Here is a 24,727-nt window from a genome sequence, read left to right as displayed (position 1 = left end):
AAAGGAGAGTGACCAATGATTCGAAATCTATATGGTGCGTTATTGTTCGGGGCCGGGATCTTACATTTTGTTAGGGAAAAAGCGTTCATGTCAATCATCCCAAAATCGTGGCCGTTTCGACGATTGATGGTTCAATTGAGCGGGTTGATCGAGGTCATTCTTGGAATGATGCTCCTATTGAACAAAGGGACGACGTTCGTGAAACGGACATTGCCGGCGTTTTTCATCGCAGTATTCCCCGCAAACGTGAATATGGCAATTAAACCTTCCAAAATCGGAGGGAAAGTGATCCCGAAATGGATTACGTGGGGACGTTTACCTTTGCAATGGGTGCTCATTAAAGGCGTCGAAAAAATTAAATGAGTGTAAGGAGATACATATGACAACAAACGTGAACAAGTGGTTTGAACATTTTCATGCACATCCGGAAGTCAGTTGGAAAGAAGTCGAGACGACCCGAACGATCGCATCGATTTTAGCGGACTGGTCGATCCCCTATCGGACGTTTGATGATGTGACGGGAGTAATTGCCGAAATCGGTTCCGGAGAAGAAGTCATCGCAGTACGGGCAGACATTGATGCGTTATGGCAACAAGTCGATGGGGTGTTTCGGGCCAATCATTCGTGCGGGCATGACGCCAATATGAGCATGGTGCTCGGTGCGCTCGAGCAGTTGAAAGACGAGACACTACAAAAAAGAATCCGTTTTATCTTTCAACCTGCTGAAGAGAAAGGGAACGGTTCACTCGCAATGATTGAACGCGGCGCGTTAGAAGACGTGACGCAACTGTTCGGGATTCATTTGCGTCCACAAGAAGAGTTGAAGAAAGGCCAATATGCGGCGGCGATTCAACATGGAGCTGCCTTTTTCTTAAAAGGAGAGGTACTCGGGGATGATGCGCACGGTGCAAGACCGCATCAAGGTCAGAACGCACTCGATGTCATCTTCTCAATTCAACATATGTTGAAAAGCATTTACTTGTCGCCGTTTGAACCGCACTCGATCAAATTGACGAAAGTTCACGCCGGAAGCGACAACATGAACATCATTCCGGGGAATGCGACGTTCTCGATTGACGTACGTGCTCAGCAAAATGAAGAATTGCTCGAGCTCCGGAATCGTGTCGAAGGTATGTTACTCAAGATTGCGCAACTCCATGATGTGAAATTAGAATGGGAATGGCAAGATTTCACACCTGGCGCGGTCGTCGGAGAGCATTCGAGTCAGATCGCCAAGCAGGCAATCGAGGAGCGCTTCGGTCAATTGGCACTCGTAGAGCGGGTTGTGACGTCAGGTAGCGACGATTTTCATTTCTATACCGTAGAGAAACCGACGCTTGATGCGACGATGATCGGAATCGGTGCGGATTTAGGACCGGGTCTACACCATCCCCATATGACGTTCGACCGTGACGCGTTACAGGATGGCGCGTTGCTTCTAGCCGATGTCCTCCGGATTGCAGCAACAATGTAAGCGATGAGTGTGATAGACGGATGTCTGTCCACTCATTTTTCTATTGCATCAAACAATTGTAAGCGCTATCATAACGTTATTAGCGACAATATAACGACAATTCTGAATATTCGCTAAAGGGGAGGAAGTTAGATGGAAACAACGGGGAACAAGCAAGACATGAAATTAGGGTGGGCACTGTTGCCGCTCGGCGTGATGATTGTCGTCATGCTCATCTCGATCGTCAAACTCGAACAAGGACCGCACATTCCGCTCATCGTCGGTACGTCAGTCGCTTCACTCGTCGCATGGCGTCACGGGTTCAAGTGGAAAGAGATTGAAGAGATGATGTACAAAGGGATTCGTCTCGCGTTGCCGGCAGTCGTCATCATTATTTTGGTCGGTTTGACAATCGGCGCATGGATCGGCGGGGGAGTTGTCGCCACGATGATCTATTTCGGGTTGAAGATCATTTCGCCGGCATACTTTCTTTTAACGATTTGTCTCATTTGTGCCGTCGTCGCACTTTCCATCGGGAGTTCATGGTCTACAATGGGAACGATCGGTGTAGCGGGGATGGGCATCGGGCTGAGTATGGGGATCCCAGCGCCGATGGTTGCGGGGGCAGTCATCTCAGGTGCTTATTTCGGGGATAAGATGTCCCCATTGTCAGACACGACCAACTTGGCGTCAGGACTCACACATACGAATTTGTTTGTACATATCCGTCATATGTTGTATACAACGATTCCAGGACTCATCATTGCGTTAGGAGTTTACGCTTGGCTTGGTAGACGGTTCGCAGATTCGACGACGGACTCTTCAGAAATCACGCAGACGCTTAACATTCTTGAAGATAGTTTTGTCATCTCGCCATGGTTACTCGTCGTACCGCTCGCCGTCATTTTACTCGTCGCGAAAAAAGTTCCGGCAATTCCGGCACTCGTCGTTGGGATTGCACTTGGTTTCTTGGCTCAAGTGTTCATTCAAGGAGGGACGTTCGCTGACAGCGTAGGTGCCCTTCAAAGTGGCTATGTCATTGATTCGGGAAATGAATTGGTAGACAACCTCTTTAGCCGAGGGGGTCTCGATGCGATGATGTATACGGTCTCGATGACGATTGTCGCGATGACGTTCGGTGGAATTTTAGAATATTCAGGTATGCTTCAATCAATCATGAATCAAATCTTGAAGTTGGCGAAAACGGCAGGCTCGTTGATCGCTTCAACGATTTTAGCGGGGATTGCGACAAATGCGACCTGTTCGGAGCAGTATATCTCGATTGTCGTTCCGTCACGTATGTTTGCAGGCGCTTATGAAAAAATGGGATTACAATCGAAAAACTTATCTCGCGCACTCGAGGACGGTGGAACATTGACATCGGTGTTCATCCCGTGGAATACGTGTGGGGTATTCATTCTTGGTACGCTCGGGGTCGGGGCATTCGAATACGCGCCGTACGCCGTCTTAAACTTTATCGTACCGGTCATTTCGATTCTGTATGCCTTTACGGGATTCACAATTGAGCGCATGGCGGTCATTCAGCAAGAAGAGTCAGTTGTGAAGCAAGCAGCACAATAAAACAATTCCCGGTCGTCAATCGACCGGGAATTGAAATTTATACACCGTACGAGGACGACCTTGACTGTAACTCATTTCTTCACCAATCGCATGCACGAGTTTCGCATCGACTAATCTTTTAATCAAACGCTCTGTCGTGCGACGGGTGACATGTAAGTAATCGGTCAACTCTTTAGCCGTGAACTCAAGTTGATCTTGTGAAAAGTGGATGAGTTTTTCGATATTGGTCGGACTCATACCGGTCTGTTTCATCATGTCGTAGACTCGTGTTTGCGTGACGCGAAAATGAATGGGTGATGGTTGATCCGAGAACATCAGTCGCTTCGAATCATCGACGATGCGCATCAGACGTTCACTTTCTGCATAAAGAGCGAGTCGTGCATGGTCGAGAGCACGCTGATAGTCTGAACCATATCCGATGCCGACATGAACAGACGAGAGATCCGGTAAAACAACACCATTTGAAATAGCGGTCTCAATTTTGCCTTTATTCGATAAGATTGTGACTCCCTCTTCATCCGATTGTAGCAACTTGCCATCGAAGAATTGATGGTCCGACACGTGTGCTAACGTTTCTTCACTTGAATTCGAATAGTGAAGAATAGCAAATTGCGACTGATCTGATTTTTTCAATCGAATCTGTTGTAGAAAATCATTGAAGTGGTGGAGCGTCCTCTCTTTCGGTTCAATCATGAGCTGGCTCGCATAGCCGTCATTCAGTAATCGACGGTGCACTTGTTCGACACTCGTCAAGGCGAGTTGTGTCGCCCCGCTATCTTGAAGCTGTTTATGAAAGGCAATCAAGTCCTCGAAGTCCATGTATGGATTGAGTTGCTTCACATGCATTGGTGAGAGGGTGTTTGGGAATGACTCAAAGATTGTATCGAGCCGTGACGCTTGAACGAGGTCGATGGAGAGATCGTCGAGTCGTACATGGTGAATGGTCGATACGTATAAGAGTGAGGTCAACAGAATGACGTCATCTTGAATCACATGATGGGCATATGGGAGGTTCGCCCTCTCCATCGCGTACGTATACGGAAATGAACCGGAGAAGAAAACACCGTCAAAAAAGTGTAATTGATGGGCGATGTCTTTCGCTTCGCGTGGGTCATCATAAGGAAACCCTTCAATCCGGACATCGGGTAAAGAAGAACCTTTTACAATATGTTGAATAAAAGCTGGTGAGCCGACGACGGCGATATGGATGGACATGTAAATCCTCCTTGCAATTTAGCGTCTATATAACGACAATATAGAGGAAAGCGTTCACGAAGTAAAGGAGCGATGAAGTTGAACATAAACAAAATTGAAATTTTCTCAGTTCGATTCCCGTTAAAAGTCCCTTTTATCGTCAGTTATCACCGTTATGATGACATGCCGTCTGTCATCGTCAAGATGACCACGACTTGTGGATTGGTCGGTTATGGGGAAGCAGTGGCGGATGAGCACGTGACGGGTGAGTCTGCCGAAAGTACGGTCAGTGTCCTTCGTCATCTGTTGGCACCACTATTAATCGGGAAGAATCCGATGCATTTGGAGCGGATTCATGACGAGATGGACCGTACGATTCGGGGGGTTCCGGCCGCGAAAGCAGCACTCGATATCGCGTGTCACGATTTGATTGGTAAAAAATTAAATCAACCGATCTACGAATGGATCGGCGGTCGGTACCATGAGTCATTCCCGGTCACGCACGTCTTAAGTATCGGGGAACCGAGCCATATGGCACAAGAGGCACTCGAACAAATCAATCAAGGCTACACGGCCGTCAAGATGAAAGTCGGGGTCGACGTACAAACGGACGTGGCACGAGTCAAAGCCGTACGAGAAGCGATTGGGCCGGATGTACCGATACGCGTTGACGTCAATCAAGGTTGGGTCAATGCGGCCAACACGGTTCAAGCGATGCGTCTACTCGAACCATATGGTATCGACTGGGTCGAACAACCCGTAAAGGCGGATGATTTTGAAGGCATGTTTGAAGTGAAACAAAAAATTTCGGTTCCGCTCATGATTGATGAGGGCATGAAAGACTTAAACGATATGAGACGCCTGACGATGATGCAGGCTGCGCATAAAGCAAACATTAAATTGATGAAGTGCGGCGGAATCTATCCTGCGAAAAAGTTAGTCCACATGGCTGAAATGTCCGGCATCGAATGCCAAATCGGTTCGATGGTCGAATCATCGATTGCATCGAGTGCAGGATTCCATGTCGCCTTCTCTAGTCACATCGTGAAAACCGTCGAATTGACAGGACCGCTCCGCTTTGGAAAAGATGTCGGAAACTTAACATATGATTTGCCAATCATCTCGTTAAACGATCGACCGGGTCTAGGCATTGATGTCGACGAAGATGTGTTGCGTGAACTGACAACCGCTTCGTACGTGATTGGAGCGGAATCGCATGTGGCAAGGTGAGATCAAAGATCTTTCGCTTCAAGTGCAAGTGCTGACTTTATCTGATTTACCAGAACTGTTGTCGGTTCAGGAAGCTGTGATCCAAGCACTGGCTGACCCGGATCATTATCAATCTTTATCCATCGAAGAGTTCACGAAACTGTTGACGGATCAGACGCTGATCGGGGCTAAGTCTGAAGGTCGACTCATCGCATTCAGAGCCATGCTTATTCCACCGATTGACGACGAACATTTAGGGCGAGATATCGGCTGGCCGACGTCTTTACTTGAACGCGTCCTTTATCAAGAAGTGACAAACGTGCATCCGAACTTCCGGGGTTACGGTTTGCAGACACATTTGGGGAAACTGTTGATGGAGCAATTCGAGTCTGATGACCGGTTCGATGTCGTCTGTGCAACAGTCGCACCGTTCAACATCCCGAGTATGAAGGATAAATTCGCTCTTGGACTTCGGATCGGGGCATTGAAAGAAAAATATGGAGGGAAGCTACGCTATATCTTCTATAAACCGTTTCATCGTCTGTGGTCTGAGCCATCAGACATGATTGACGTGATGATGCAGGATCGAAAGCGTCAAGAGATGTTACTTCAAGATGGTTGGCACGGTTCAGGGGTATTCAGAAAAGATGACCAATGGTTTGTCCGATATGAAAAATAAGACATGTCCTCGATTTGTAACGAGGACATGTCTTTCATTCAAAGACGAACAAGACGTCGTCCGCTACTTTTTCGTAAGTACGGTCGCTCGGGTGAAATTGATCGGACGACAGGTCGCGTGATAAATCCTGGACATAGGCGAACGGATCGATCACATCAATCGCATAGGAGTTCGCGAGTTGATTGGCTTTCGCGTTCCAATCATGGATGACTTGGTTAAAAGCCTGACCATTCTCGTCATTTTGGAACGGATTGTATAACCCGATATAAATGATTTCTGCAGAGTCGTTTAATGAACGGATTTCTGAGAAGACGGTATTCAAGTTTGATTCAGCATCCTGGATGACTTGTCGGATGTCGATGTTTTCAAATTCATCGACGTTTTCTCCGCGATTGAATAAATCGTTCGCGCCGATTGTGAGCGTGATATACCGGGCGTTTTCAATTGTCCGCCGTACTTCAGGTTGTTCAAGTTGAGCGAGTAAATCCTCAGTTCGTGCCCCGGACACGGCCAGATTTTGAGTACGGATTCCTTCGTCCTTCAATTCCTCACCCACAGGCTGGACATAACCAGCGCCGGAAGAGGACCCGACACCGCGAGTCAATGAATCACCTAACGCTACATAGACCTCCCCATCTGCTTCAGGTCGATCGGATTCTTGAACGGACAGTGTTCGTTCAGGCGGGTCGACGATATCTTGATAACCCATCCACAGGCCAAAAAGTGCTGTGCCGGTCAATACGAGTGAAACCGTTAAAAACGCGTACCATTTACCATTCTTCATGGGATGACCTCACTTTCTATATTTCTAATCATATCAAAAATGAATCAGTGTGCCCTATGTGAATGTTCGAATAGGACAGAATGGGAGGAGTCAGATAGAATAAAGAGAGAGGTGAGATGATGCAACCAACGTTAAAACTGAACCAGTTGACGAAAGTGATTGGTAAAAAAACGATTATTGATGACATTTCATTAGATGTGTTTCCTGGAGAAGTATTCGGTTTTCTTGGACCAAACGGGGCAGGCAAGACGACAACGATCCGGATGATCGTTGGCCTGATCAAGCCGACAAAAGGAAATGTATCCATTTGCGGCTACCGGGTCGACGGTCAATTTGTACAGGCGATGAACCAAATCGGAGCCATCGTGGAAAACCCCGAACTATACAAATATTTGAGCGGGCGTGAGAATTTAGAAGTATTTGCCCGAATGCTGCCGAATGTGGATGAAGCAAGGATTCAAGAAGTGATTGATCTTGTAGATTTGACGGCACGGATCGATGACAAGGTCAAAACGTATTCTTTAGGGATGCGACAGCGTTTAGGAATTGCCCAGGCTTTATTGAATAATCCGCGCGTATTGATTCTCGATGAGCCGACAAATGGACTCGATCCAATGGGTATTCGTGATTTACGCCTCTTTATTCGCCGTCTCGTGGAGGAGACTGGCCTCAGTGTTCTTGTATCGAGCCATATCTTGGCCGAAATCGAACTGCTCGCTGACCGGGTCGCCATCATGTCTCGTGGGAAATTGGTTAAAGTCGGCACAGTGCGTGACTTGATTGATGAACTGGCATCGACGGTGGATTTACATGTTCGGGATAGCTTCGAGGTTCTTCCGATCATTCAAGGATACGAAGAGATTGAGCACGCAGAAGTCGTCGATGAGCGGACGATTCGGATTTCGATGAACGTAGAGGAAACCGCAAAATTGAATCGATACTTATTGGAAAAAGACGTGGATGTATACGGACTTGAACGCCGTGTTCAGACGTTAGAAGATCTCTTTATCACGTTGACGGGAGGAGATCATATTGTCTAATCCGTCTCTACTTGGCCTCATTCGGAATGAAGTATTAAAAATCCACAGAAAACGTCGTTTGCTTGTCGTTTCCATCATATTGATTATCCTCGTCTCCATGTTCACTTATGCGAACTATCGTCAGATTGAAAAACAGCGGGAAGAGCAGGGGACGATTGACTGGAGGGTCGATCTGCAACAAGAAATCATCGATACACAAAACCGTCTCGCCTCGGCGAACGTTCAAGATGAATTCCGCCAAATTTTAGAGTTTCGGGTGAAGCAAAATCAATACTATCTCGATAACGACATCAACCCGAACTATCCGGGTGCCCCTACATTTATGCGGGTGTTCTTCTCGCAAGGTACGACTCTCGTTCTCCCCTTGTTCATTATTGTGCTGATGGCCGATATCGTGAGTGGGGAACATAATGACGGAACAATCAAGACGTTACTCTCCAGACCTGTAAGGCGGTACAAAATTCTGTTGGCGAAATGGATGACAACGTTACTCTATACATCTATTTTGATGTTTGTGACAGCTTTGATCAGTTACGCGATCTCGGGCATTGTGCTTGGATGGGATGGTTGGACCGCTCCGATTTTAACAGGATTCCAGGCTTCCTCAACAGGAACCTTTTCGACGGACTTCGTTCACACACTTCCGATGTGGCAATATTTACTCATGTCGATCGGATTGTCGTGGCTTGTCGTCGCAGCCGTCGGGACACTTGCTTTGATGATCTCAGTCATCGTCAAAAACACGGCGACTGGAATTGGGATTATGATGGCCATTCTGATTTCGGGTCCGCTGCTTACATCGCTCGGCTCAAACTGGGACAGCTCGAAATACTTGGTCAACGTGAACTTCGGGCTTCATACGTATTTAGAAGGACAAGCGCCGCCAATCGAAGGCATGACCTTACCGTTTTCACTAATTGTGATTTTTGTTTGGTCCATCGCTGCATTGGCTTATGCGTTTTATCATTTCACACAGAAAGATGTGTACTAATTATTGTCAGTGTCATCCTAACCGATGACACTTTTTTCTTACGGTGAAAAGGGCTATGAAACTTTTGGATTGGTACAAATGACCCAATATTTAGAATTGTCAAAATAATTAAAAAGTTGGATACCTCAATTTAGAAAAAATCTGTAAAGTAAGACTCATCACAAAGGAGGGAAACAAATGAAGAAAGCTTTATCCACATCATTAATCGCAGGAGCATTACTCGTACCACAATTTGCCGGTGCAGCAGGATTGGAATCAGGGACGTTGACTACACCGTCTGAACGTTCCGCCAGCACGATCGTCAAGGATTATGTGAAAGCAAAAGGTGAATTTAAAACGATTCAAACAACGAAAGACAAAGTCGGTCAAATCGTGAAGCTTCAACAGACAGTCGATGGCGTTCCGGTATTCGGTGGGATTGTTGTCGGGGTCGTGGACGAGTCAGGACAGTTGAAAACAGTGGTGGACGACGCGAAATCGATTAAAGGATTACATAAATCGATCAAGTTGAATGAAAACAAAGCAGTCGCACGGTATAAAGCACTCGTCGGACATAAAGGGGCATACGAAATCGAGCCTGAGGCGAAGCTAGTCGTCTATCCGAACGGTGAAACTTCTTCATATGCATATCAAGTGACAGGTACCATCCTCGATGCGGAAGAGCCGTCACGCTGGACGTACTTCATCGATGCAGCAAGCGGTGAAGTATTGAACAAGTTTGATCAATTGGCGCATGCACGAACAACCAATTCAGTAACAGGTACCACTTATACAGGTACAGGAATTGATGTTCTTGGGTACAGCCAGACATTCAAAACTACGAAGAGCGGCTCGTATTATTATTTGCAGGACGTGACTCGCGGTAACGGGATTTACACTTATGATGCCAAGAACCGCACACGTCTTCCTGGATCTTTATGGGCTGATGTCGACAACGTATTCAATTCAACGTATGACCGTGCGGCTGTTTCGGCACATGTCAATGCTGCGAAGACTTATGATTTCTACAAGAATAACTTCGGTCGTGACAGCTATGACAACGCGGGCGCAGCACTCAATTCAACCGTTCACTACAGCCGTAGCTACAACAACGCCTTCTGGGATGGAAGTAAGATGGTTTATGGTGATGGAGACGGTCAAACGTTCACATATCTCTCGGGTGGACTTGACGTCGTGGCGCACGAATTATCGCACGCTGTCACAGAATACACAGCAGGGTTGATCTATCAGAACGAATCTGGTGCGATCAATGAAGCGATGTCTGACATTTTAGGAACAGTTGCAGAATACAGCGTGGGTACTGACTTTGACTGGTTGATTGGGGAAGACATCTATACGCCAGGCGTAGCAGGTGACGCGCTCCGTTCAATGTCAGATCCAGCAGCATTCGGCGATCCAGATCATTACTCTGTCCGTTATACAGGAACGCAGGATAACGGTGGGGTTCACATCAACTCGGGTATCGTCAACAAAGCGGCATACCTACTCGGAAACGGTGGCACACATTACGGCGTTGCAGTTCAAGGTGTAGGTGTGTTGGAAATGGGTGATATTTACTATCGTGCCCTCAATGTCTACTTGACACCGACGTCGAACTTCTCGAGTCTTCGTCAAGCAGTCGTCCAATCGGCGAAAGATCTTTACGGCGCAACATCTCCTGAAGCTGTTGCTGCAGCGAAGTCGTTCGACGCGGTCGGCGTATATTAAGAATCGCCCGATCCCTCTTCTCATGAAGAGGGATTTTTTGTTCGTGTCAACTTCATGAACAGATGAAAAGTCTATTGCAATGAAACCGAATGCAAGCTAAAGTGGAAGAGTAAATAAGACGTCAGACATCTGTACAAAGGGGTAATGAGTGTGGGTAACGTAAGTTTGTTATTCGGCGGCGTGGCGTTGTTTTTGAACAGCCTCGTCTTACTAGGGAAAGTAGAAGTGAAAAGTGCGGGCGTATTTAGCCTGTTTACGGGGTTATTGCAAACGTTCATTGCCACTTGGCTTGTAATCGGAGCGAGTCCGGGTGAACAGTTCGGCTATGCAAGTATTTATCTGTTCGCTTTCACTTATTTATATGTTGGCATCACGTTCATCTTTAATTTGGACGGGCGCGGTGTAGGCTGGTTTTCGTTGTTTGTTTCGATATCGGCCGCTTTTTATGGTTTCGTGTCACTCACTCAAGGTGATGTGATGGGAGCCTTCACATGGTTGTTGTGGTCACTCTTATGGGCGTTATTTTTCTTCGGTATGGGTCTTGGGCGACCGAATGAAGCGTATACAGCTCGTGTGGCCCTCACATTGTCATGGTTGACTTTGATTGTACCAGCTCTTTTCGGAATGGCAGGTATGATGACACCGCTTTATCAAATGATTTGGTGGGCAGCTGCAGGTACGGCAGTACTTTATTTCCTTGTCTCGATCAAACGACATAAACCATCCGTTGAAGTCGCCTGATTCTTACACGCTCTAATTAGGGCGTGTTATTTTTTTGGATATATTGTGTCTAAAATGTGAAAAGTGGGAATGGAGTAGAAAAAGGAGGCGAAAGCAGATGAGTGACGGTCTTGTTTTATTATTGGGATTACTTTTATGTGTTTGGATGCTGTTTGCCATTGTATTTGATGATAATATAAAGAGAAGAATTTGATGAACCGTCGCCTGTATGGGACGGTTTTTTAGTTGAGGAGTGAAAGCGATGAACAAGACGCCAGTCATTGTCATCGTCGGACCGACTGCTGTCGGGAAGACAAAAACCGGAATTGAACTTGCAAAAGCGTTCAATGGAGAAATCGTATCAGGCGATTCGGTCCAAGTGTACCGTGGAATGGATATCGGGTCAGCAAAAGTGACGGAAGAAGAAGCGGAAGGAATTCCCCATCACTTGATTGATATTTGTGAACCGGATGAAGAAATGAGTGTCGCCAAATTCCAAAAGTTAGCACGTGAAGCAATCGATGAGATCTATTCCCGTGGCAAACTACCGATTCTCGTCGGAGGAACCGGATTATATATCCGCTCGATTTTATACGACTATGAATTTGTCGAGCGACCTGTCGATTTAGAACTGCGAGCGCGTCTCGAACAAGAGGCGGAGCTGAATGGGAAAGAAGCGCTACATGCGCGTCTTCAGTCTCTCGACCCAAAACGTGCGGAATCGATTCACCCGAACAATGTTCGACGCGTGATTCGAGCCCTTGAAGTGGCTCTTAACGGAGATTCACAGACGACAGATAGTACCCCGTCCGAACATTACGACTATAAACTGTTTGTTCTCCATGCCGATCGAGAGATGTTATATGAACGCATCAATCACCGTGTCGATCTCATGATGGAGGCAGGTCTTGTAGATGAAGTGAATCGTCTCGTCCAATCAGGATACCGGGATGCCCAATCCATGCGTGCAATCGGCTATAAAGAGATTGTCCCATATATCGAAGGCAGAATTTCGAAAGAGCAGGCGACCGAGACGTTAAAACAGCATACGAGGCAGTTTGCGAAGCGTCAATTGACGTGGTTCCGGCATCAATTTGATGGAATTTGGGTCGATATGGGAAATAAACCATTTGAACTATCGTATAAAAGTATTTATGATGAAGTTGAGGGGTTTTTTCGAAAATTCCGATTATTTTAAAGAGATAAAGACTAGGGGGAATCCAGCATGAAAGCAAGCTACAACATTCAAGATCATTTTTTGAATCAACTTCGTAAAGAAATGGTGCCGACAACCGTCTTCTTAGTGAGCGGGTTTCAAATCCGTGGAGTAATCAAGTCATTTGACAACTTCACGGTGATTGTCGAGTCAGAAGGCCGACAGCAACTGATCTATAAACACGCGATTTCAACTTTTTCTCCAGCACGTAACGTGACACTCTACGAGCCAGATGTTGTAGAAGTGACAGAAGGATCATAAGTATAAAAAAAGAGCGGCCCGGGGACCGCTCTTTTTTTTATGCAGTTTTTGATGTATTCGGATGGTCAATCGCTTCGAGTACGCGACGGATCGCACACCCACCGAGTAAAGAATCCATCTGCCCACAAATATGGGCAGGGGAAGAACGGTGTAAAAGGGTATACGTACGTTTCCAAGCGCGGTCCGCTGATTGGATACGGACGAGAAGGTCGGCATGGCTAAGTTCTTTCAGTTTATCAATATTCAATCGGTTCGTCCGTGCGAACGCTGAGAGGACGACCGCCTTTGCAAGTGGTGTTTGAATCGGATAGCCAGCAAGTTCTAGGGCAGCCATCGCCCCCTTCATCTCGTGCTGAACGATTTCATCTAACAAATCGTCTTTCGCATATGGATTGCCAGTATGGACGAGGAGCGATTGCTCCAAGTCGGATTTCGTAACCGGGCAGCTCGCCTCATTTAAAATATGTTCAATCGTTTTTTGGTCTTGCGCATAACGTGTCGCTTCCCCCGAGGCGATGAAACGTTCATAGGTGTCGATTAATGAAATCATGTGAGTTCCCCCTTTTCACTTCCTGAGTTCATCGTACCAATAATAGTAAGCGCTTTCAATAGATTTTGATACCTATATAGAAAGTATGTTCGCCTCACCTTGAAAAAAACGATACAATGACGAAGAGACGTTAGGAGGGATTATGATGAAGTATTATCAACAGGTCGAGCCGCTCACAGGCGGACAACTCGATCGCAGTAAGTTCCATATTCCGAATGTGAATAAATCGTCCGAGCGATTAGACCAGCTGTCAGACGGGACGCCAATTCAAACAAAAGCACTCGTCAGCTCGGTCGAGGTGAAAGAAAGCAAAAGTGGAGCGAGATGGCTCCAATTGACTGTGACGACATCGAACGGAATGATGCGAGCCAAGCATTGGCTGCGAGGTAAAGAAGATGATTTGCTTTCAATCTATGAGTCAGGGGTCATCGAACTGTCTGGAAAGATCGATGTCTATCCAAAACCGGATGGCGCAAAATCCATCACCATTGATCGGGTTCAGCCGATTTCAAGAGACGAAGCAATCTCTCTTCTCCCAGGATTACCGGGTGAAGAGACTATAGAGCAATTTGCAGAGGAACTGTTTCGTATACTTGAAACGTTATCACCTGATTATAGACAGATCGCCATGTCACTCCTTGAATCGGTTTGGGACGATTTTGTACTATCCCCCGCCGCCTTGTATCATCACCATAATTATGTGGGCGGCTTATTGAAGCATACGGTATGCATGTTACGACTCGGCTACCGGATCCAAGAGCAGGACGACTATTTGGCGACCGTGTTTCGAATCATCAAAGAAGCCGAGCAGTTGCACAAAGTAGACGTTTGGAATACGATGAACGGAGTGAAAATAGAGCAAGCGTATAAAGGAACTTTTGAATCACTCTATGCTGCCTGTGAAGCCATCGCCGAGAAAAAAGAGCCATTGAACTGGAACGAGCTCGCTCTCGGAATTCTGTACCATGATATCGGGAAGTTGTACGAGTATAGCCATCTCTTATCTTCCCCGAAACGATTTGAAAAATTGTTTGCGGTTGAAGGGACGAGTGAGACAACCGGGATTTCAATTAACCCGATGGGCACGCTCATCGGCCATATGCCGTATGGCGGATTGTTATTTGAACAGAGTCAGCGGGCTTCAGGCATCGTGTTACCGCTTGATGTGCACCATCGAATCTGGCATATGATTTTGTCCCACCATGGGAAACGGGAATGGGGTTCAAGTGTGTTACCGATGACAACAGAGGCATGGATGCTCCATTTGATTGACTTGCTGGATGCACGCTTTGAGAAATGGGCACGCGTCCACGAAGAATTGTAAGTTGAGGTGTTGAGAATGATCCCAGTACAACTGGTAACCGGTTTTTTAGGGGCCGGCAAAACAACCTATATGAACCGTTTGTTAGCTGCGACGGACGAAAAAATCTTATTGATTGTCAATGAATTAGGCTCGGTCAACATAGATGAACAATTGATTGTGAAGATGGACCAGGAGCAAATTGAGTTGTCGAACGGTTGTATTTGTTGTTCCATTCAAAATGATTTAAGCAAGACGTTTTACCAGCTTGCATCAAAAGGTGAAGTGTTTGATCGGATTGTCATCGAGACGACAGGAGTCGCCGATCCGGCTCCAATCATCCAGACAATCTATTACGACGACTATTTACGGACTCATTTCAAGATGAATGCGATTTTGACGGTTGTCGATGCAAGTCAGATGGACCGGGAATTATTTATTGAAGGAATCCATCAGATCGCGTATGCCGATATGGTCCTTTTAAACAAAGTTGACCTCATTTCAGATGAAGAATTGGCCCTTGCACATGAAAAGATTCGACAAATTAATCCGACTGTCCGGGTTGTTGAGACCGTTCAGACGATTGGGGAATATGACATCCTCGAAAATACATTTCAGTTGTCCCGGATCGATGAAAAAAATTTGAGCGAACTGACAGCCGGTCGTCACTCGGTATCCTCCCTTCGAGCGGTCACCTTAACTTCAGACAGCCCGCTTTCACGCGAACAGGTGACGCGTTATGTTCGCGAAGTATTGATGCATTATGAGGACGAACTGTACCGGATGAAAGCCATTGTCCGTTTGAACGGTGAACCGAAAAAATTTGTCATTCAAGCGACCAATCAATTGATGGGGGCGACGTTCGCCAATGAAACGAGTGAAGATGACCATTCCGTTTTTGTCTGGATTGGGAAACAGCTAGATGCCGATGCCTTAGCGCGCGGGTTAAAAGCATGTGAGGTGGAAAAACATGAAGATGATTTTAGTTGACGGCTTCAACCTGCTGTCACGATACTATTTTGCGACGGAAAGACGTCGCGGACTCGACCCGGAGGTAACCTTGAAAGGACTGCTTCGAAAAGTTGATTCCTGGACAAATGAGTTCACCCATATCGCTTTCTTCTGGGATGGACCGCGGGAATCTACGCATCGATACACCCTGTTTCCAGAGTATAAGGCTACCCGCACCGGATTGCCCGAGCCACTTTTTGATGATTACATCAAACTTCGGGCGGCACTTGATGCGCGTGGGATTTTTCAATCGGAATTGAAAGGATATGAAGCGGATGATTTGATGGGCGCAGTCGCCACCGCTTTCCCGGGAGAGTCCTATCTCTATTCGTCAGACCGAGATCTCTTGCAACTGTTATCTTCGAACGTCTTTCAAATTATGCCTAAAAAAGGGGAAGAACAGTTGGTTCATGAAGCATTGTTTGAATCGACATATGGGGTCAAACCGACACAATTTGTCGATGTGAAAGCACTCCAAGGGGACTCCTCGGATAATATCCCGGGTGTCCGTGGAATCGGGCCGAAAACGGCGACGATTTTGATTCAGCATTATGACACGGTTGAAACGTTGTTCACCCATGTGCAAAATGATTCACTGCTCGACCCGCACCGGAAATTCGCCAAAAAATTGGACGGGAACGAAGAAGTAGCCTTACTTTCGAAAAAGCTGTCTCTGATCGATGTCCATGCCCCGATTGAAACCGACTGGGAGGCGTATCGTTTTGGTTCACATCTATTTTGATGCGGCGACAAACCAATCAACCGGCGAAAATGGTCTGGGCGTATGGATGAAAACCTCTGACGGCGAGGTATTGTCCTTTAAAAAGCGATTAGCGGGACTGTCGAGTGTTCATGCAGAGTTGAGTGCCTGCCTGTTCGCGCTCGAACAGGCACATGCACTCGCTGGCGAGACGTCTTTCATGCTTTATTCGGACGCAGACACGATTGTCCGGGCGATTGAACAGCGGTTTATGAAAGACCGTACGGCGAAACCATTGTTTCTCGAAGTGCTCATCGCATATGATGAACTTCCGACCGCATTTATTAAATGGGTGCCGCGTGCGGAAAATCGTGCGGATTCGATTGCACGAGAAGCGCTGAATGGTTCAAAATGAGCGACCAGGGTACTACCTGGTCGTTTTTATCTAGTCAGCCGTTTCTTTTTCAATTTGTTTTCGCTAAAATGAAAGCGTAGTCAAAAATAGAGGGGGAATTTTTTATGGATTATCGGATTGAACGGGACACGATGGGGGAAATCAAAGTTCCGGCATCGGCTAAATGGGGAGCTCAGACGCAGCGCAGTCTTCAAAACTTTAAGATCGGGACGGAAAAGATGCCAATCGAAGTCGTGCATGCTTTTGCCATCTTGAAAAAAGGCGCGGCTCTTGCCAATGCTGAACTCGGTGTCCTTGAACAAGAAAAGGCGACAATTATTGCCGAAGTCGCTGACGAAATCGTCTCAGGACAACACGACGCAGAGTTTCCACTCGTCGTCTGGCAAACGGGTTCGGGGACGCAATCCAATATGAATGTGAACGAAGTGATCGCGCATATTGCGAACGAAAAGTTAAAAGCACGTGGAGAAGACATCACCATTCATCCAAACGATGATGTCAACAAATCACAAAGTTCAAACGACACGTATCCGACAGCGATGCATATCGCAGCCATTTTGGCAGTGAAGGACGATGTATTGCCAGCCATTGAATCACTTCATCAGACGCTAGCTCAAAAAGCAGAGGCATTTATGGATATCGTCAAAATTGGACGTACCCACTTACAAGATGCGACGCCGGTCACACTCGGGCAAGAAATCAGCGGATGGGTCCGTATGCTTGAGTTATCCAAGGAAATGATTGACCGCACACTCGACCCGTTGACAGAACTTGCACTTGGGGGCACGGCAGTCGGCACTGGGATTAATGCACATCCACAGTTCGGTGAGGCTGTCGCGAAAAAAATCTCGGAAGAGACAGGGAAAACGTTCGTCACGGCAGTGAACAAATTCCATGCTCTTACGAGTCATGACCAACTCGTCTTCACTCATGGTGCATTAAAAGCGCTTGCGATGGATGCCATGAAAATCGCAAATGACGTCCGTTGGTTAGCCTCAGGGCCTCGCGCAGGAATCGGGGAAATCACAATTCCTGAAAATGAACCAGGCAGTTCGATCATGCCAGGTAAGGTCAACCCGACTCAAAGTGAAGCACTCACGATGGTCGCTGCTCAAGTCTTAGGGAATGATGCGACAATCGGTTTCGGTGCAAGCCAGGGGAATTTTGAGTTAAACGTCTTCAAACCGGTGATCATGTATAACTTCCTTCAGACGTGCCGTTTGCTTGCGGACAGCCTGCATTCGTTCAACGACCATTGCGCAATCGGCATTGAACCGAATCATGAAGTGATTGCACATAACGTCGAACAATCACTCATGCTCGTGACGGCACTCAACCCGCATATCGGTTATGAGAATGCTGCGAAAATTGCTAAATTGGCACATAAAAACGGTACTTCTCTAAAAGAAGCGGCACTAGAGACCGGATTGTTAACAGAAGAACAATTTGATGAGTGGATTCGTCCTGAAGACATGACGTCTCCAAACTTGAAAGTGAAGAAATAAAGTTCATAGCGGAATGAATCGACTTGTAGCCCTGTCATTTTGACTGGGCTACTTTTTTAATGTCACTGAATTTTACGTAAACCAAGTCGATGCATTCCTGAAACGGGCATTGGGTCATGAAATTCATCATTTCTTTACGATTTTTAGTCCATATGACCTAAAGATATGTAAAACTATAGAAAATAAATGAGGAAATAGTTGTATTTTTTATTGGGACGTCGCATAATCTAGACATAAGAGAATTCGGGGAGTACGAAAATGGGGGGGACAGAAATGGAGCAATATCAACAAATCGATCGTATACATCATATCCTGAAAAATATTTCTGAAGCTCGACAGATCCCGAAGAGTGATATCGAATTCCTACTAAAATGGATGAAGATGGAAGTGAAACAACGACGTTTCATGCATCTTCTTGAGATTTTTAGCCGGGTTGAGTCTGATGCAAGAGAACTTCCGGACACGCTTAGTCAAGCAGAAGCGATGGCACTCATCGCACCTGTAAAACGTTACATACATACTGTTCTTGGGATCGACCAAGAGGAAGAAGACCTTGTCCTCATTCTATCTGCTAGTTTTTCGACGTACAGTCGCTATAAACCGAGAGTCGAGAAACTCGGTGCTCGTCCTGTTTTTCTCCAGAGTATTGAAGATGCGATTGAATATGATTATGAAGACGTTCCGAAAGCCATCATTATGGATGTTGAATTATGGCCTCAATTCAAAGAACGGGATATCCAGTCATTTGTGAGTAAGATGAAGAAACTGTATGTCCCTTTGATTGTAATCGGAACGAACGAGCACTATCGACTCGCTGCGTATTCTTACGGCTTTGATGACTATTGGGAATCCTGGATTCCGATGGAGGAACGATTGGTTCGACTAGGTTTACATATTGAAAAATCACGCCTTGTCTCGAATGCCTTGCTTGTTGACGAATTGACGGGTGCGTTTAACCGAAAATACTTAAAAGCGACGTTTGGTCGATTGATTTCGAGACTCGAGCGATCGGGAGAAAGTTTTACGATTGCCCTGCTTGATATTGATTACTTCAAACAGTTGAACGACACATATGGTCATTTGTACGGGGATGATGTGCTTGCCCGTGTTTCTGAAGAAATTCGACTCGCGATTCGATCAAGCGATGAGTTGATCCGGTATGGGGGAGAAGAATTCTTGATCTTGATGAATGTATCGGATCATGAGGTGGTCGAAAAAGTGTTAGAGCGTGTGCGTACACGCATTCAAGAAATGGACTTTCCTTATAAGCACCAAGTCACCGTCTCGATCGGCTACACAAGGGTATGTCAAACGGGATTAACGATGGGGGAATGGTGTGCATACGCGGATGAAGCGCTCTATAAAGCGAAGCGCGACGGAAGAAACCGTGTCGTTCGTTACTCTTCGGCTGTCAGGGACGAGAAAAGGTTGGCTTATGTGACAATGTCATCCGACAAGTATTCGAAACTGGCCGAAAAACTGCCGAAAGAACACCGACGGTATGAAATCATTTACCGCCCATATGAGGCTTACGCCTGTAACGATCATGTTGAGATGTTCATTTTAGATGAATCACGGCCGAAAGAATCTAAAGGGACACTTTCTGCTGTGAAAGAGCAGCGCGGCAAGTATAGTCATATTCTTGCGTTGTCGAAGCATACTGCTTCAGATTTGTCTGCTCTATACGATGACTATGCAGAGGGTGACCACGATGAGGTCATCACGCAAAAAATTGAACAATGGCTAGAGAGACTACCTGAATAAAAGAGCAGGCATCAGCGGATGCCTGCTCTTTTATATTCACGGAAGGTAAAACGGAAAGCATGTTTTTCATCAGCGGGATGAAATTCTTCTGACGAAAGAATCCACTCCCCGGGCGCCTCAGGATAAAATGTGTCTGCTTCGAATGTCCCATCGACTTCTGTCACGTAGATCCGGTCTGTATAGGGCATGGTTTGTTCGTACAGTGTCGCGCCACCGATGATATAGAAATCCCGCTGGTCTTTTTCGGCTTTCAAGCGATCAAGGTCATGCCACACTTCGACATCCGGTGCATCGAATGTACGGTCAGATGTGACGACGATGTTATGTCGATTTGGCAGCGCCCGACCGATTGATTCAAACGTCTTTCGACCCATGACGACGGTGCCGTTCATGGTGATCTTTTTGAAATGCTTCAAATCATCAGGAAGTCGCCAAAGCAAATCGTTATCTTTTCCGATTTCACGCTCTGTTCCATGAGCGACAACATGACAAATCATACACTCACCTCTCCTTTAATATGAGGATGCGGATCATACCCGACGATTTCAAAGTCATCGAATCGGAAATCCTCGATTGACGGGACGTCACGAAGAATGTTCAATTTCGGTAAATCCCGTGGGTCGCGGGATAACTGCAATTTCACTTGATCGAGATGGTTGTGGTAAATATGAGCATCTCCGAGTGTATGGACAAAATCCCCCACTTCTAATCCGGTCACATGTGCAACCATATGGGTCAAAAGCGCATAAGATGCGATATTGAACGGCACTCCGAGGAAGGTGTCCGCACTTCGTTGATACAATTGACAGGAAAGCTTGCCATCCGCCACATAAAATTGAAAGAGCAGGTGGCATGGCGGGAGTGCCATTTCATCGAGTTGCCCGGGGTTCCAAGCGGAGACAATCAAACGTCTTGAGTCGGGATTCGTTTTGATTTGCTCGATCACTTCGGCGAGCTGGTCGACTGTTGATCCGTCCGGTCGAGGAAATGACCGCCACTGAGACCCATACACAGGACCGAGATTTCCATCTTCGTCCGCCCACTCGTTCCAGATTCGGACCCCGTTCTCCTGGAGGTAGCGAACATTCGTATCTCCGGAGATAAACCATAACAACTCATGAATGATTGAACGAATATGTAATTTTTTCGTCGTGACCATTGGAAAGCCCTCTTGTAGATTAAAACGCATTTGATAACCGAACACACTTGTTGTCCCAGTCCCGGTACGGTCTTCTTTGACGACACCGTGGTCAAGGATGTGTTGGCATAAATCGAGGTATTGTTTCATATACGTATTTCCTCCTCCATGTTCTCTCTTGTTTTAAAGTATCATATTCTGAGTATGGAGACACACAATATATAGTGAATGAATAAGAAGTCGAACGACATACAGGTATGACGACGGAACATTGAGCGTTTTAACGACTCCTTATTTCAGGTATAATGGATGTTGACTAGTTAGGAGGGATATGATGAAACTACAAGGGAAAAAGGTCCTTCAGATTGTCAGTAACGATTTTGAGGATTTAGAACTGTGGTATCCAGTCCATAGACTCCGCGAAGAAGGCGCCAACGTCATCCTTGCAGGGGAGAAGGCTGAACACGTCTATATCGGAAAATATGGAGTGCCCGCTAAATCGGATGTGGCATTTGAAGACGTCGACATCTCATCATTTGATGCGTTGCTCGTACCGGGTGGCTGGTCTCCGGACTTACTCCGTCGTTTTGAATCCGTAAAAGGGTTTGTCCGGTATATGGATGAGCATAAACGCCCAATCGGACAAATTTGTCACGCAGGCTGGGTCCTCATCTCTGCTAATATTTTGCAAGGGGTGAACGTGACGAGCACGCCGGGAATCAAAGATGATATGGAGAATGCCGGGGCCATTTGGCATGATGAGCCGGTCGTTGTGGACGGTCACATCATTTCAAGTCGACGACCACCGGATTTACCTGATTACATGCGTGCATTCATCGACGTATTTGCCCAACAGTAATTGAAGAACTAGAAAACATACTAATGAAGGAGCTAGACAACGTTGAACTTTAAATCAAACCCACTACTTCGTAAATCAATGCATGCTACAGCCTACAGTGCCGAGCCGATGACAAAAGCAGGCACTTGGTCAAAAATCTTTACCTTACTTTTACTTGTGACGGCTGCGGCCGGTGCGACATGGACTCTCGTGCCAACAATGGGAGAGGCGTTGTTGTTCCCGGTCATGATCGGGTCACTCGTACTAGGGCTCGTATTCGCACTTCTTATCTCGTTTAAGCCAAATACGGCACCAGTCGTCGCACCGCTTTATGGAATCATTGAAGGTGTGTTCGTCGGTTCGATCTCATACTTCTTTGAAGCCATGGCACCAGGGATTGTCGGTCGTGCGGTACTAACGACATTTGTCGTCGCTTTCGCGATGTGGTTCGTCTATTCGACAGGTCTCGTCAAAGTGACCCAAAAATTCCGGGCCGGAGTCATGGCCGCGATTTTTACGGTCATGTTGTTATACCTCGTTCAAATCGTGATGGGCTTCTTCGGTTCAGGTCTTGCGTTTATGACGGGGTCAAGCCCGCTCGCAATCGGTGTCCAGTTCGTTATCGTCATCGTGGCGTCGCTCTCTCTCGTACTTGACTTCGACTTCATCGCCCGTCAAGTTGAGGCGCGTGCCCCGAAACAATTGGAATGGGTCGCGGCATTTGGTTTGATCGTCACGCTCGTCTGGTTGTATATCGAACTACTCGACTTGCTCTATCGACTCGCCATGCGCGATTAAACTCAAATCATCGGTCCATTGGGCCGATGATTTTTTCAAGAAAGGATGTGTTTGACTGTAAATGGAGGCAATCTTCGTTTACAGCATGGATATGAAAAAGATTGTGATTATTGGTTCAGGGATCGTTGGTGTGTCGACGGCGTATCATTTGGCGGGGAAGGCTGAGGTGACTGTGATCGATCGCAAGGAACCCGGACGAGCCACAGATGCTGCTGCAGGAATTGTATGTCCATGGATTGCGCAAAGACGGAACAAAGCCTGGTACGCGCTCGCAAAAGGGGGCGCGCGTTATTATCCGGAGGTCGTAGCCGATTTAGAACAGGAAGGCGAGACCGATACCGGCTATAAACGTGTGGGCACACTTGCACTTCATGAAGAGAACAAGCTTGAACAAATGCTCGAGCGGACGAAGATTCGAAGGGAAGAGGCCCCGGAAATCGGGGAATTGACGAAGTTAAGCGTAGCGAAAGCAAAAGAGCTGTTTCCTCCGCTGTCGGACGAGTACGATGCCTTACTCGTCGAAGGTGGGGCACGTGTGGATGGAGAACGTTTCCGGGCGGCGCTCGAGCGCGTCGCGCAAAAGCGAGGAGTAAATTTCATATCAGGCTCTGCAAAACTGATTGAAGCTGCTGGAGACGTTCAGGTGGAATGCGATGACACTCGCATTGAGGCAGACGAGATTATCCTTGCGGCGGGTGCCTGGTTGCCCGAGCTTCTTCGTCCTCTCGGTTACACGGTGAGAGTGGAAGGTGAAAAGGCACAGCTTGTTCATGTACAGTTACCTGATACAGATGCTTCTGATTGGCCGGTTGTCATGCCACCAAGACGTCGTTATCTGTTGGGATTTGAGGACGGGAAGGTCGTCATTGGTTCAACCCACGAAAAAGGAAAAGCATTTGACGTCCGTCCAACGGCGATCGGCGTTCACGAAGTTTTATCGAAAGGACTCGAGTCGGCACCTGGACTGTCTGAAGCAGAGCTAATCGATACGAAAGTGGGGTATCGTCCGGTGACGCCAAACTCGATTCCAATTCTCGGTCGCGTTCCGGGAATGACGAAACTGCTCGTGGCGAACGGTCTCGGCTCTTCCGGTCTAACAGTCGGGCCGTTTATCGGAAAAGTACTGGCAGACCTTGTCATGAAAGGGGACTGTGAATTGGATCTGTCCCTATATCCAATCGAAGATTTTATTTATGAATAAAGAAGGTGCCTTTCGGATGAGAGGCACCTTCTTCATTCCCGCCGCATGATTCCATTTAAGAAGAAATGGAAATAGTCCTTCATTGTTACTTTCATATCAGAAACTGAGAAGCTTGGGTCGGACATAATCGCTTGTTGCATCAATTGAACATATCGTAAGTAAGATTCGGTAGATAAGTTCGCATCGATTGCCCCTTGTTCTTTACCATATTCAATCAAATGAGCAAACGCTGTATAGCCTTTAGTGGCAAGTTGTTCCCAATGGGGATCTGTTTGAATCATTTTCGTGATGACTTCGTCAAACAGGGCCGCCGTCTCGATTTTACGTGTTAGGATGTTCACGATCAAGTGTTCGAAGGCGACACGTGACTGGATTTGTTCATCAATCCAATTCATTTGTTCCTCGGTCATCCGGGAAATCACAGACAGGATGACTTGTTCTTTCGAACCGTAGTAGTTGTAAATCGATACAGGTGAGACGCTTGCTTTTCTTGCAAGTTCTGAAATCGTAAATCGAGATTGTTTTTCGAGCATGAGTTCATAGGCGGCATGCAGTATGGCTTGTTGCTTTTCTTCCGTCCTTTTTGTAAAACCGTCCATGGTATCCCTCGATTCGTCACATAGTTTTGTAATAAATATACCATTTCCATTTCAAAAAGGAACGTGATATACT

General features: G+C 46.7%; 26 protein-coding genes. 20 read left to right on the top strand and 6 right to left on the bottom strand.

Annotated elements, in window-relative coordinates:
• Positions 1–15 precede the first annotated feature (15 nt).
• From KNP03_RS05425 to nhaC, 3 genes are all read left to right on the top strand, one after another.
• Complete coding sequence (locus tag KNP03_RS05425) at positions 16–363, top strand: DoxX family protein (RefSeq protein WP_214826352.1); 348 nt, start codon at positions 16–18, stop codon at positions 361–363.
• 16 nt (positions 364–379) lie between these two features.
• Positions 380–1,474, top strand: a complete 1,095-nt coding sequence (locus tag KNP03_RS05420) for an amidohydrolase (RefSeq protein ID WP_214826350.1) — start codon at positions 380–382, stop codon at positions 1,472–1,474.
• Between the two features lie 132 nt (positions 1,475–1,606).
• Entirely contained in the window at positions 1,607–3,034 is a 1,428-nt protein-coding gene (gene nhaC, locus KNP03_RS05415) for a Na+/H+ antiporter NhaC (RefSeq protein ID WP_214826348.1), read from the top strand.
• 15 nt (positions 3,035–3,049) lie between these two features.
• Here the strand turns inward: nhaC and KNP03_RS05410 are convergent, their stop codons facing one another.
• The gene (locus KNP03_RS05410; protein WP_214826346.1) at positions 3,050–4,249 is read right to left on the bottom strand and encodes a hypothetical protein; all 1,200 of its coding nucleotides are present in this window, start codon (positions 4,247–4,249) and stop codon (positions 3,050–3,052) included.
• A gap of 78 nt (positions 4,250–4,327) precedes the next feature.
• On the opposite strand from KNP03_RS05410, the gene KNP03_RS05405 reads away from it, so the two are divergent.
• Complete coding sequence (locus KNP03_RS05405) at positions 4,328–5,458, top strand: mandelate racemase/muconate lactonizing enzyme family protein (protein ID WP_214826344.1); 1,131 nt, start codon at positions 4,328–4,330, stop codon at positions 5,456–5,458.
• Positions 5,445–6,116: a hypothetical protein gene (locus tag KNP03_RS05400; RefSeq protein ID WP_214826342.1), complete on the top strand. Its 672-nt coding sequence runs from the start codon at positions 5,445–5,447 to the stop codon at positions 6,114–6,116. The genes KNP03_RS05405 and KNP03_RS05400 overlap by 14 nt, the downstream gene beginning before the upstream one ends.
• Positions 6,117–6,150: 34 nt before the next feature.
• Here KNP03_RS05400 and KNP03_RS05395 read toward each other — a convergent pair whose 3' ends face one another.
• Positions 6,151–6,900 carry a GDSL-type esterase/lipase family protein gene (locus tag KNP03_RS05395; protein ID WP_214826340.1) on the bottom strand — a complete coding sequence of 250 codons (750 nt, stop codon included), beginning with the start codon at positions 6,898–6,900 and terminating at the stop codon, positions 6,151–6,153.
• Between the two features lie 119 nt (positions 6,901–7,019).
• Between KNP03_RS05395 and KNP03_RS05390 the strand changes: the two genes are divergently transcribed.
• The 6 genes from KNP03_RS05390 (at position 7,020) to hfq (ending at position 12,835) form a co-directional block, all read left to right on the top strand.
• Positions 7,020–7,940: an ABC transporter ATP-binding protein gene (locus KNP03_RS05390; protein WP_214826338.1), complete on the top strand. Its 921-nt coding sequence runs from the start codon at positions 7,020–7,022 to the stop codon at positions 7,938–7,940.
• Positions 7,933–8,931, top strand: coding sequence for an ABC transporter permease (locus KNP03_RS05385; RefSeq protein WP_214826336.1), 999 nt, complete (start codon positions 7,933–7,935; stop codon positions 8,929–8,931). Before KNP03_RS05390 ends, KNP03_RS05385 begins: the two co-directional genes overlap by 8 nt.
• A 177-nt stretch (positions 8,932–9,108) precedes the next feature.
• Positions 9,109–10,638 carry a M4 family metallopeptidase gene (locus KNP03_RS05380; protein ID WP_214826334.1) on the top strand — a complete coding sequence of 510 codons (1,530 nt, stop codon included), beginning with the start codon at positions 9,109–9,111 and terminating at the stop codon, positions 10,636–10,638.
• A 144-nt stretch (positions 10,639–10,782) separates the two neighbouring features.
• Positions 10,783–11,379 carry an AmiS/UreI family transporter gene (locus tag KNP03_RS05375; protein WP_240544486.1) on the top strand — a complete coding sequence of 199 codons (597 nt, stop codon included), beginning with the start codon at positions 10,783–10,785 and terminating at the stop codon, positions 11,377–11,379.
• 241 nt (positions 11,380–11,620) lie between these two features.
• Entirely contained in the window at positions 11,621–12,556 is a 936-nt protein-coding gene (miaA, locus tag KNP03_RS05370) for a tRNA (adenosine(37)-N6)-dimethylallyltransferase MiaA (RefSeq protein WP_214826330.1), read from the top strand.
• A 27-nt stretch (positions 12,557–12,583) separates the two neighbouring features.
• Positions 12,584–12,835: an RNA chaperone Hfq gene (hfq, locus tag KNP03_RS05365; RefSeq protein ID WP_214826328.1), complete on the top strand. Its 252-nt coding sequence runs from the start codon at positions 12,584–12,586 to the stop codon at positions 12,833–12,835.
• A 37-nt stretch (positions 12,836–12,872) separates the two neighbouring features.
• On the opposite strand, the gene KNP03_RS05360 is transcribed toward hfq, so the two are convergent.
• The gene (locus KNP03_RS05360) at positions 12,873–13,385 is read right to left on the bottom strand and encodes a hypothetical protein (protein WP_214826326.1); all 513 of its coding nucleotides are present in this window, start codon (positions 13,383–13,385) and stop codon (positions 12,873–12,875) included.
• Between the two features lie 145 nt (positions 13,386–13,530).
• Here KNP03_RS05360 and KNP03_RS05355 point away from each other — a divergent pair, with 145 nt between their 5' ends.
• The 6 genes from KNP03_RS05355 to KNP03_RS05330 all read left to right on the top strand — a co-directional run bounded on the left by KNP03_RS05355 (position 13,531) and on the right by KNP03_RS05330 (position 20,080).
• Positions 13,531–14,709, top strand: coding sequence for an HD domain-containing protein (locus KNP03_RS05355; protein ID WP_214826324.1), 1,179 nt, complete (start codon positions 13,531–13,533; stop codon positions 14,707–14,709).
• 15 nt (positions 14,710–14,724) lie between these two features.
• Positions 14,725–15,675: a CobW family GTP-binding protein gene (locus tag KNP03_RS05350; protein WP_214826322.1), complete on the top strand. Its 951-nt coding sequence runs from the start codon at positions 14,725–14,727 to the stop codon at positions 15,673–15,675.
• Positions 15,656–16,438: a 5'-3' exonuclease gene (locus tag KNP03_RS05345; protein WP_214826321.1), complete on the top strand. Its 783-nt coding sequence runs from the start codon at positions 15,656–15,658 to the stop codon at positions 16,436–16,438. The genes KNP03_RS05350 and KNP03_RS05345 overlap by 20 nt, the downstream gene beginning before the upstream one ends.
• Entirely contained in the window at positions 16,419–16,811 is a 393-nt protein-coding gene (locus tag KNP03_RS05340) for a reverse transcriptase-like protein (protein ID WP_214826319.1), read from the top strand. The genes KNP03_RS05345 and KNP03_RS05340 overlap by 20 nt, the downstream gene beginning before the upstream one ends.
• 104 nt (positions 16,812–16,915) lie before the next feature.
• A complete protein-coding gene (gene fumC, locus KNP03_RS05335) occupies positions 16,916–18,316 on the top strand; it encodes a class II fumarate hydratase (RefSeq protein ID WP_214826317.1) in 1,401 nt (466 codons plus the stop codon).
• A gap of 273 nt (positions 18,317–18,589) precedes the next feature.
• Positions 18,590–20,080: a diguanylate cyclase gene (locus tag KNP03_RS05330; RefSeq protein WP_214826315.1), complete on the top strand. Its 1,491-nt coding sequence runs from the start codon at positions 18,590–18,592 to the stop codon at positions 20,078–20,080.
• An 11-nt stretch (positions 20,081–20,091) separates the two neighbouring features.
• Here KNP03_RS05330 and KNP03_RS05325 read toward each other — a convergent pair whose 3' ends face one another.
• Positions 20,092–20,577, bottom strand: a complete 486-nt coding sequence (locus tag KNP03_RS05325) for a dihydrofolate reductase (RefSeq protein ID WP_214826313.1) — start codon at positions 20,575–20,577, stop codon at positions 20,092–20,094.
• The gene (locus tag KNP03_RS05320; protein ID WP_214826311.1) at positions 20,574–21,368 is read right to left on the bottom strand and encodes a thymidylate synthase; all 795 of its coding nucleotides are present in this window, start codon (positions 21,366–21,368) and stop codon (positions 20,574–20,576) included. The genes KNP03_RS05325 and KNP03_RS05320 overlap by 4 nt, the downstream gene beginning before the upstream one ends.
• 184 nt (positions 21,369–21,552) lie before the next feature.
• Between KNP03_RS05320 and KNP03_RS05315 the strand changes: the two genes are divergently transcribed.
• From KNP03_RS05315 to KNP03_RS05305, 3 genes are all read left to right on the top strand, one after another.
• Positions 21,553–22,077, top strand: coding sequence for a type 1 glutamine amidotransferase domain-containing protein (locus tag KNP03_RS05315; protein WP_214826309.1), 525 nt, complete (start codon positions 21,553–21,555; stop codon positions 22,075–22,077).
• A gap of 42 nt (positions 22,078–22,119) precedes the next feature.
• Positions 22,120–22,854 (top strand): Bax inhibitor-1/YccA family protein, encoded by a 735-nt coding sequence (locus tag KNP03_RS05310; protein WP_214826307.1) that lies wholly within the window; start codon positions 22,120–22,122, stop codon positions 22,852–22,854.
• Positions 22,855–22,915: 61 nt separating this feature from the next.
• Positions 22,916–24,055 (top strand): NAD(P)/FAD-dependent oxidoreductase, encoded by a 1,140-nt coding sequence (locus KNP03_RS05305; protein ID WP_338082710.1) that lies wholly within the window; start codon positions 22,916–22,918, stop codon positions 24,053–24,055.
• Between the two features lie 32 nt (positions 24,056–24,087).
• Here KNP03_RS05305 and KNP03_RS05300 read toward each other — a convergent pair whose 3' ends face one another.
• Positions 24,088–24,654 carry a TetR/AcrR family transcriptional regulator gene (locus KNP03_RS05300; protein ID WP_214826305.1) on the bottom strand — a complete coding sequence of 189 codons (567 nt, stop codon included), beginning with the start codon at positions 24,652–24,654 and terminating at the stop codon, positions 24,088–24,090.
• Positions 24,655–24,727 lie beyond the last annotated feature (73 nt).

Source organism: Exiguobacterium algae (genome assembly GCF_018617875.1).
GTDB classification, from domain to species: Bacteria; Bacillota; Bacilli; order Exiguobacteriales; family Exiguobacteriaceae; genus Exiguobacterium; species Exiguobacterium algae.
The sequence above is the reverse complement of the archived record's forward strand: the minus strand, read 5'-3'. Positions and strand labels throughout refer to the sequence as shown.

What these genes read in the sequence shown, in the direction of transcription:
- KNP03_RS05425 (WP_214826352.1), top strand. Translation starts at nt 16, where the DNA reads ATGATTCGAAATCTATATGGTGCGTTATTGTTCGGGGCCGGGATCTTA.
- KNP03_RS05420 (WP_214826350.1), top strand. Translation starts at nt 380, where the DNA reads ATGACAACAAACGTGAACAAGTGGTTTGAACATTTTCATGCACATCCG.
- nhaC (WP_214826348.1), top strand. Translation starts at nt 1,607, where the DNA reads ATGGAAACAACGGGGAACAAGCAAGACATGAAATTAGGGTGGGCACTG.
- KNP03_RS05410 (WP_214826346.1), bottom strand. Translation starts at nt 4,249, where the DNA reads ATGTCCATCCATATCGCCGTCGTCGGCTCACCAGCTTTTATTCAACAT.
- KNP03_RS05400 (WP_214826342.1), top strand. Translation starts at nt 5,445, where the DNA reads ATGTGGCAAGGTGAGATCAAAGATCTTTCGCTTCAAGTGCAAGTGCTG.
- KNP03_RS05395 (WP_214826340.1), bottom strand. Translation starts at nt 6,900, where the DNA reads ATGAAGAATGGTAAATGGTACGCGTTTTTAACGGTTTCACTCGTATTG.
- KNP03_RS05390 (WP_214826338.1), top strand. Translation starts at nt 7,020, where the DNA reads ATGCAACCAACGTTAAAACTGAACCAGTTGACGAAAGTGATTGGTAAA.
- KNP03_RS05380 (WP_214826334.1), top strand. Translation starts at nt 9,109, where the DNA reads ATGAAGAAAGCTTTATCCACATCATTAATCGCAGGAGCATTACTCGTA.
- KNP03_RS05375 (WP_240544486.1), top strand. Translation starts at nt 10,783, where the DNA reads ATGAGTGTGGGTAACGTAAGTTTGTTATTCGGCGGCGTGGCGTTGTTT.
- miaA (WP_214826330.1), top strand. Translation starts at nt 11,621, where the DNA reads ATGAACAAGACGCCAGTCATTGTCATCGTCGGACCGACTGCTGTCGGG.
- hfq (WP_214826328.1), top strand. Translation starts at nt 12,584, where the DNA reads ATGAAAGCAAGCTACAACATTCAAGATCATTTTTTGAATCAACTTCGT.
- KNP03_RS05360 (WP_214826326.1), bottom strand. Translation starts at nt 13,385, where the DNA reads ATGATTTCATTAATCGACACCTATGAACGTTTCATCGCCTCGGGGGAA.
- KNP03_RS05355 (WP_214826324.1), top strand. Translation starts at nt 13,531, where the DNA reads ATGAAGTATTATCAACAGGTCGAGCCGCTCACAGGCGGACAACTCGAT.
- KNP03_RS05350 (WP_214826322.1), top strand. Translation starts at nt 14,725, where the DNA reads ATGATCCCAGTACAACTGGTAACCGGTTTTTTAGGGGCCGGCAAAACA.
- KNP03_RS05345 (WP_214826321.1), top strand. Translation starts at nt 15,656, where the DNA reads ATGAAGATGATTTTAGTTGACGGCTTCAACCTGCTGTCACGATACTAT.
- fumC (WP_214826317.1), top strand. Translation starts at nt 16,916, where the DNA reads ATGGATTATCGGATTGAACGGGACACGATGGGGGAAATCAAAGTTCCG.
- KNP03_RS05330 (WP_214826315.1), top strand. Translation starts at nt 18,590, where the DNA reads ATGGAGCAATATCAACAAATCGATCGTATACATCATATCCTGAAAAAT.
- KNP03_RS05325 (WP_214826313.1), bottom strand. Translation starts at nt 20,577, where the DNA reads ATGATTTGTCATGTTGTCGCTCATGGAACAGAGCGTGAAATCGGAAAA.
- KNP03_RS05320 (WP_214826311.1), bottom strand. Translation starts at nt 21,368, where the DNA reads ATGAAACAATACCTCGATTTATGCCAACACATCCTTGACCACGGTGTC.
- KNP03_RS05315 (WP_214826309.1), top strand. Translation starts at nt 21,553, where the DNA reads ATGAAACTACAAGGGAAAAAGGTCCTTCAGATTGTCAGTAACGATTTT.
- KNP03_RS05305 (WP_338082710.1), top strand. Translation starts at nt 22,916, where the DNA reads ATGGAGGCAATCTTCGTTTACAGCATGGATATGAAAAAGATTGTGATT.
- KNP03_RS05300 (WP_214826305.1), bottom strand. Translation starts at nt 24,654, where the DNA reads ATGGACGGTTTTACAAAAAGGACGGAAGAAAAGCAACAAGCCATACTG.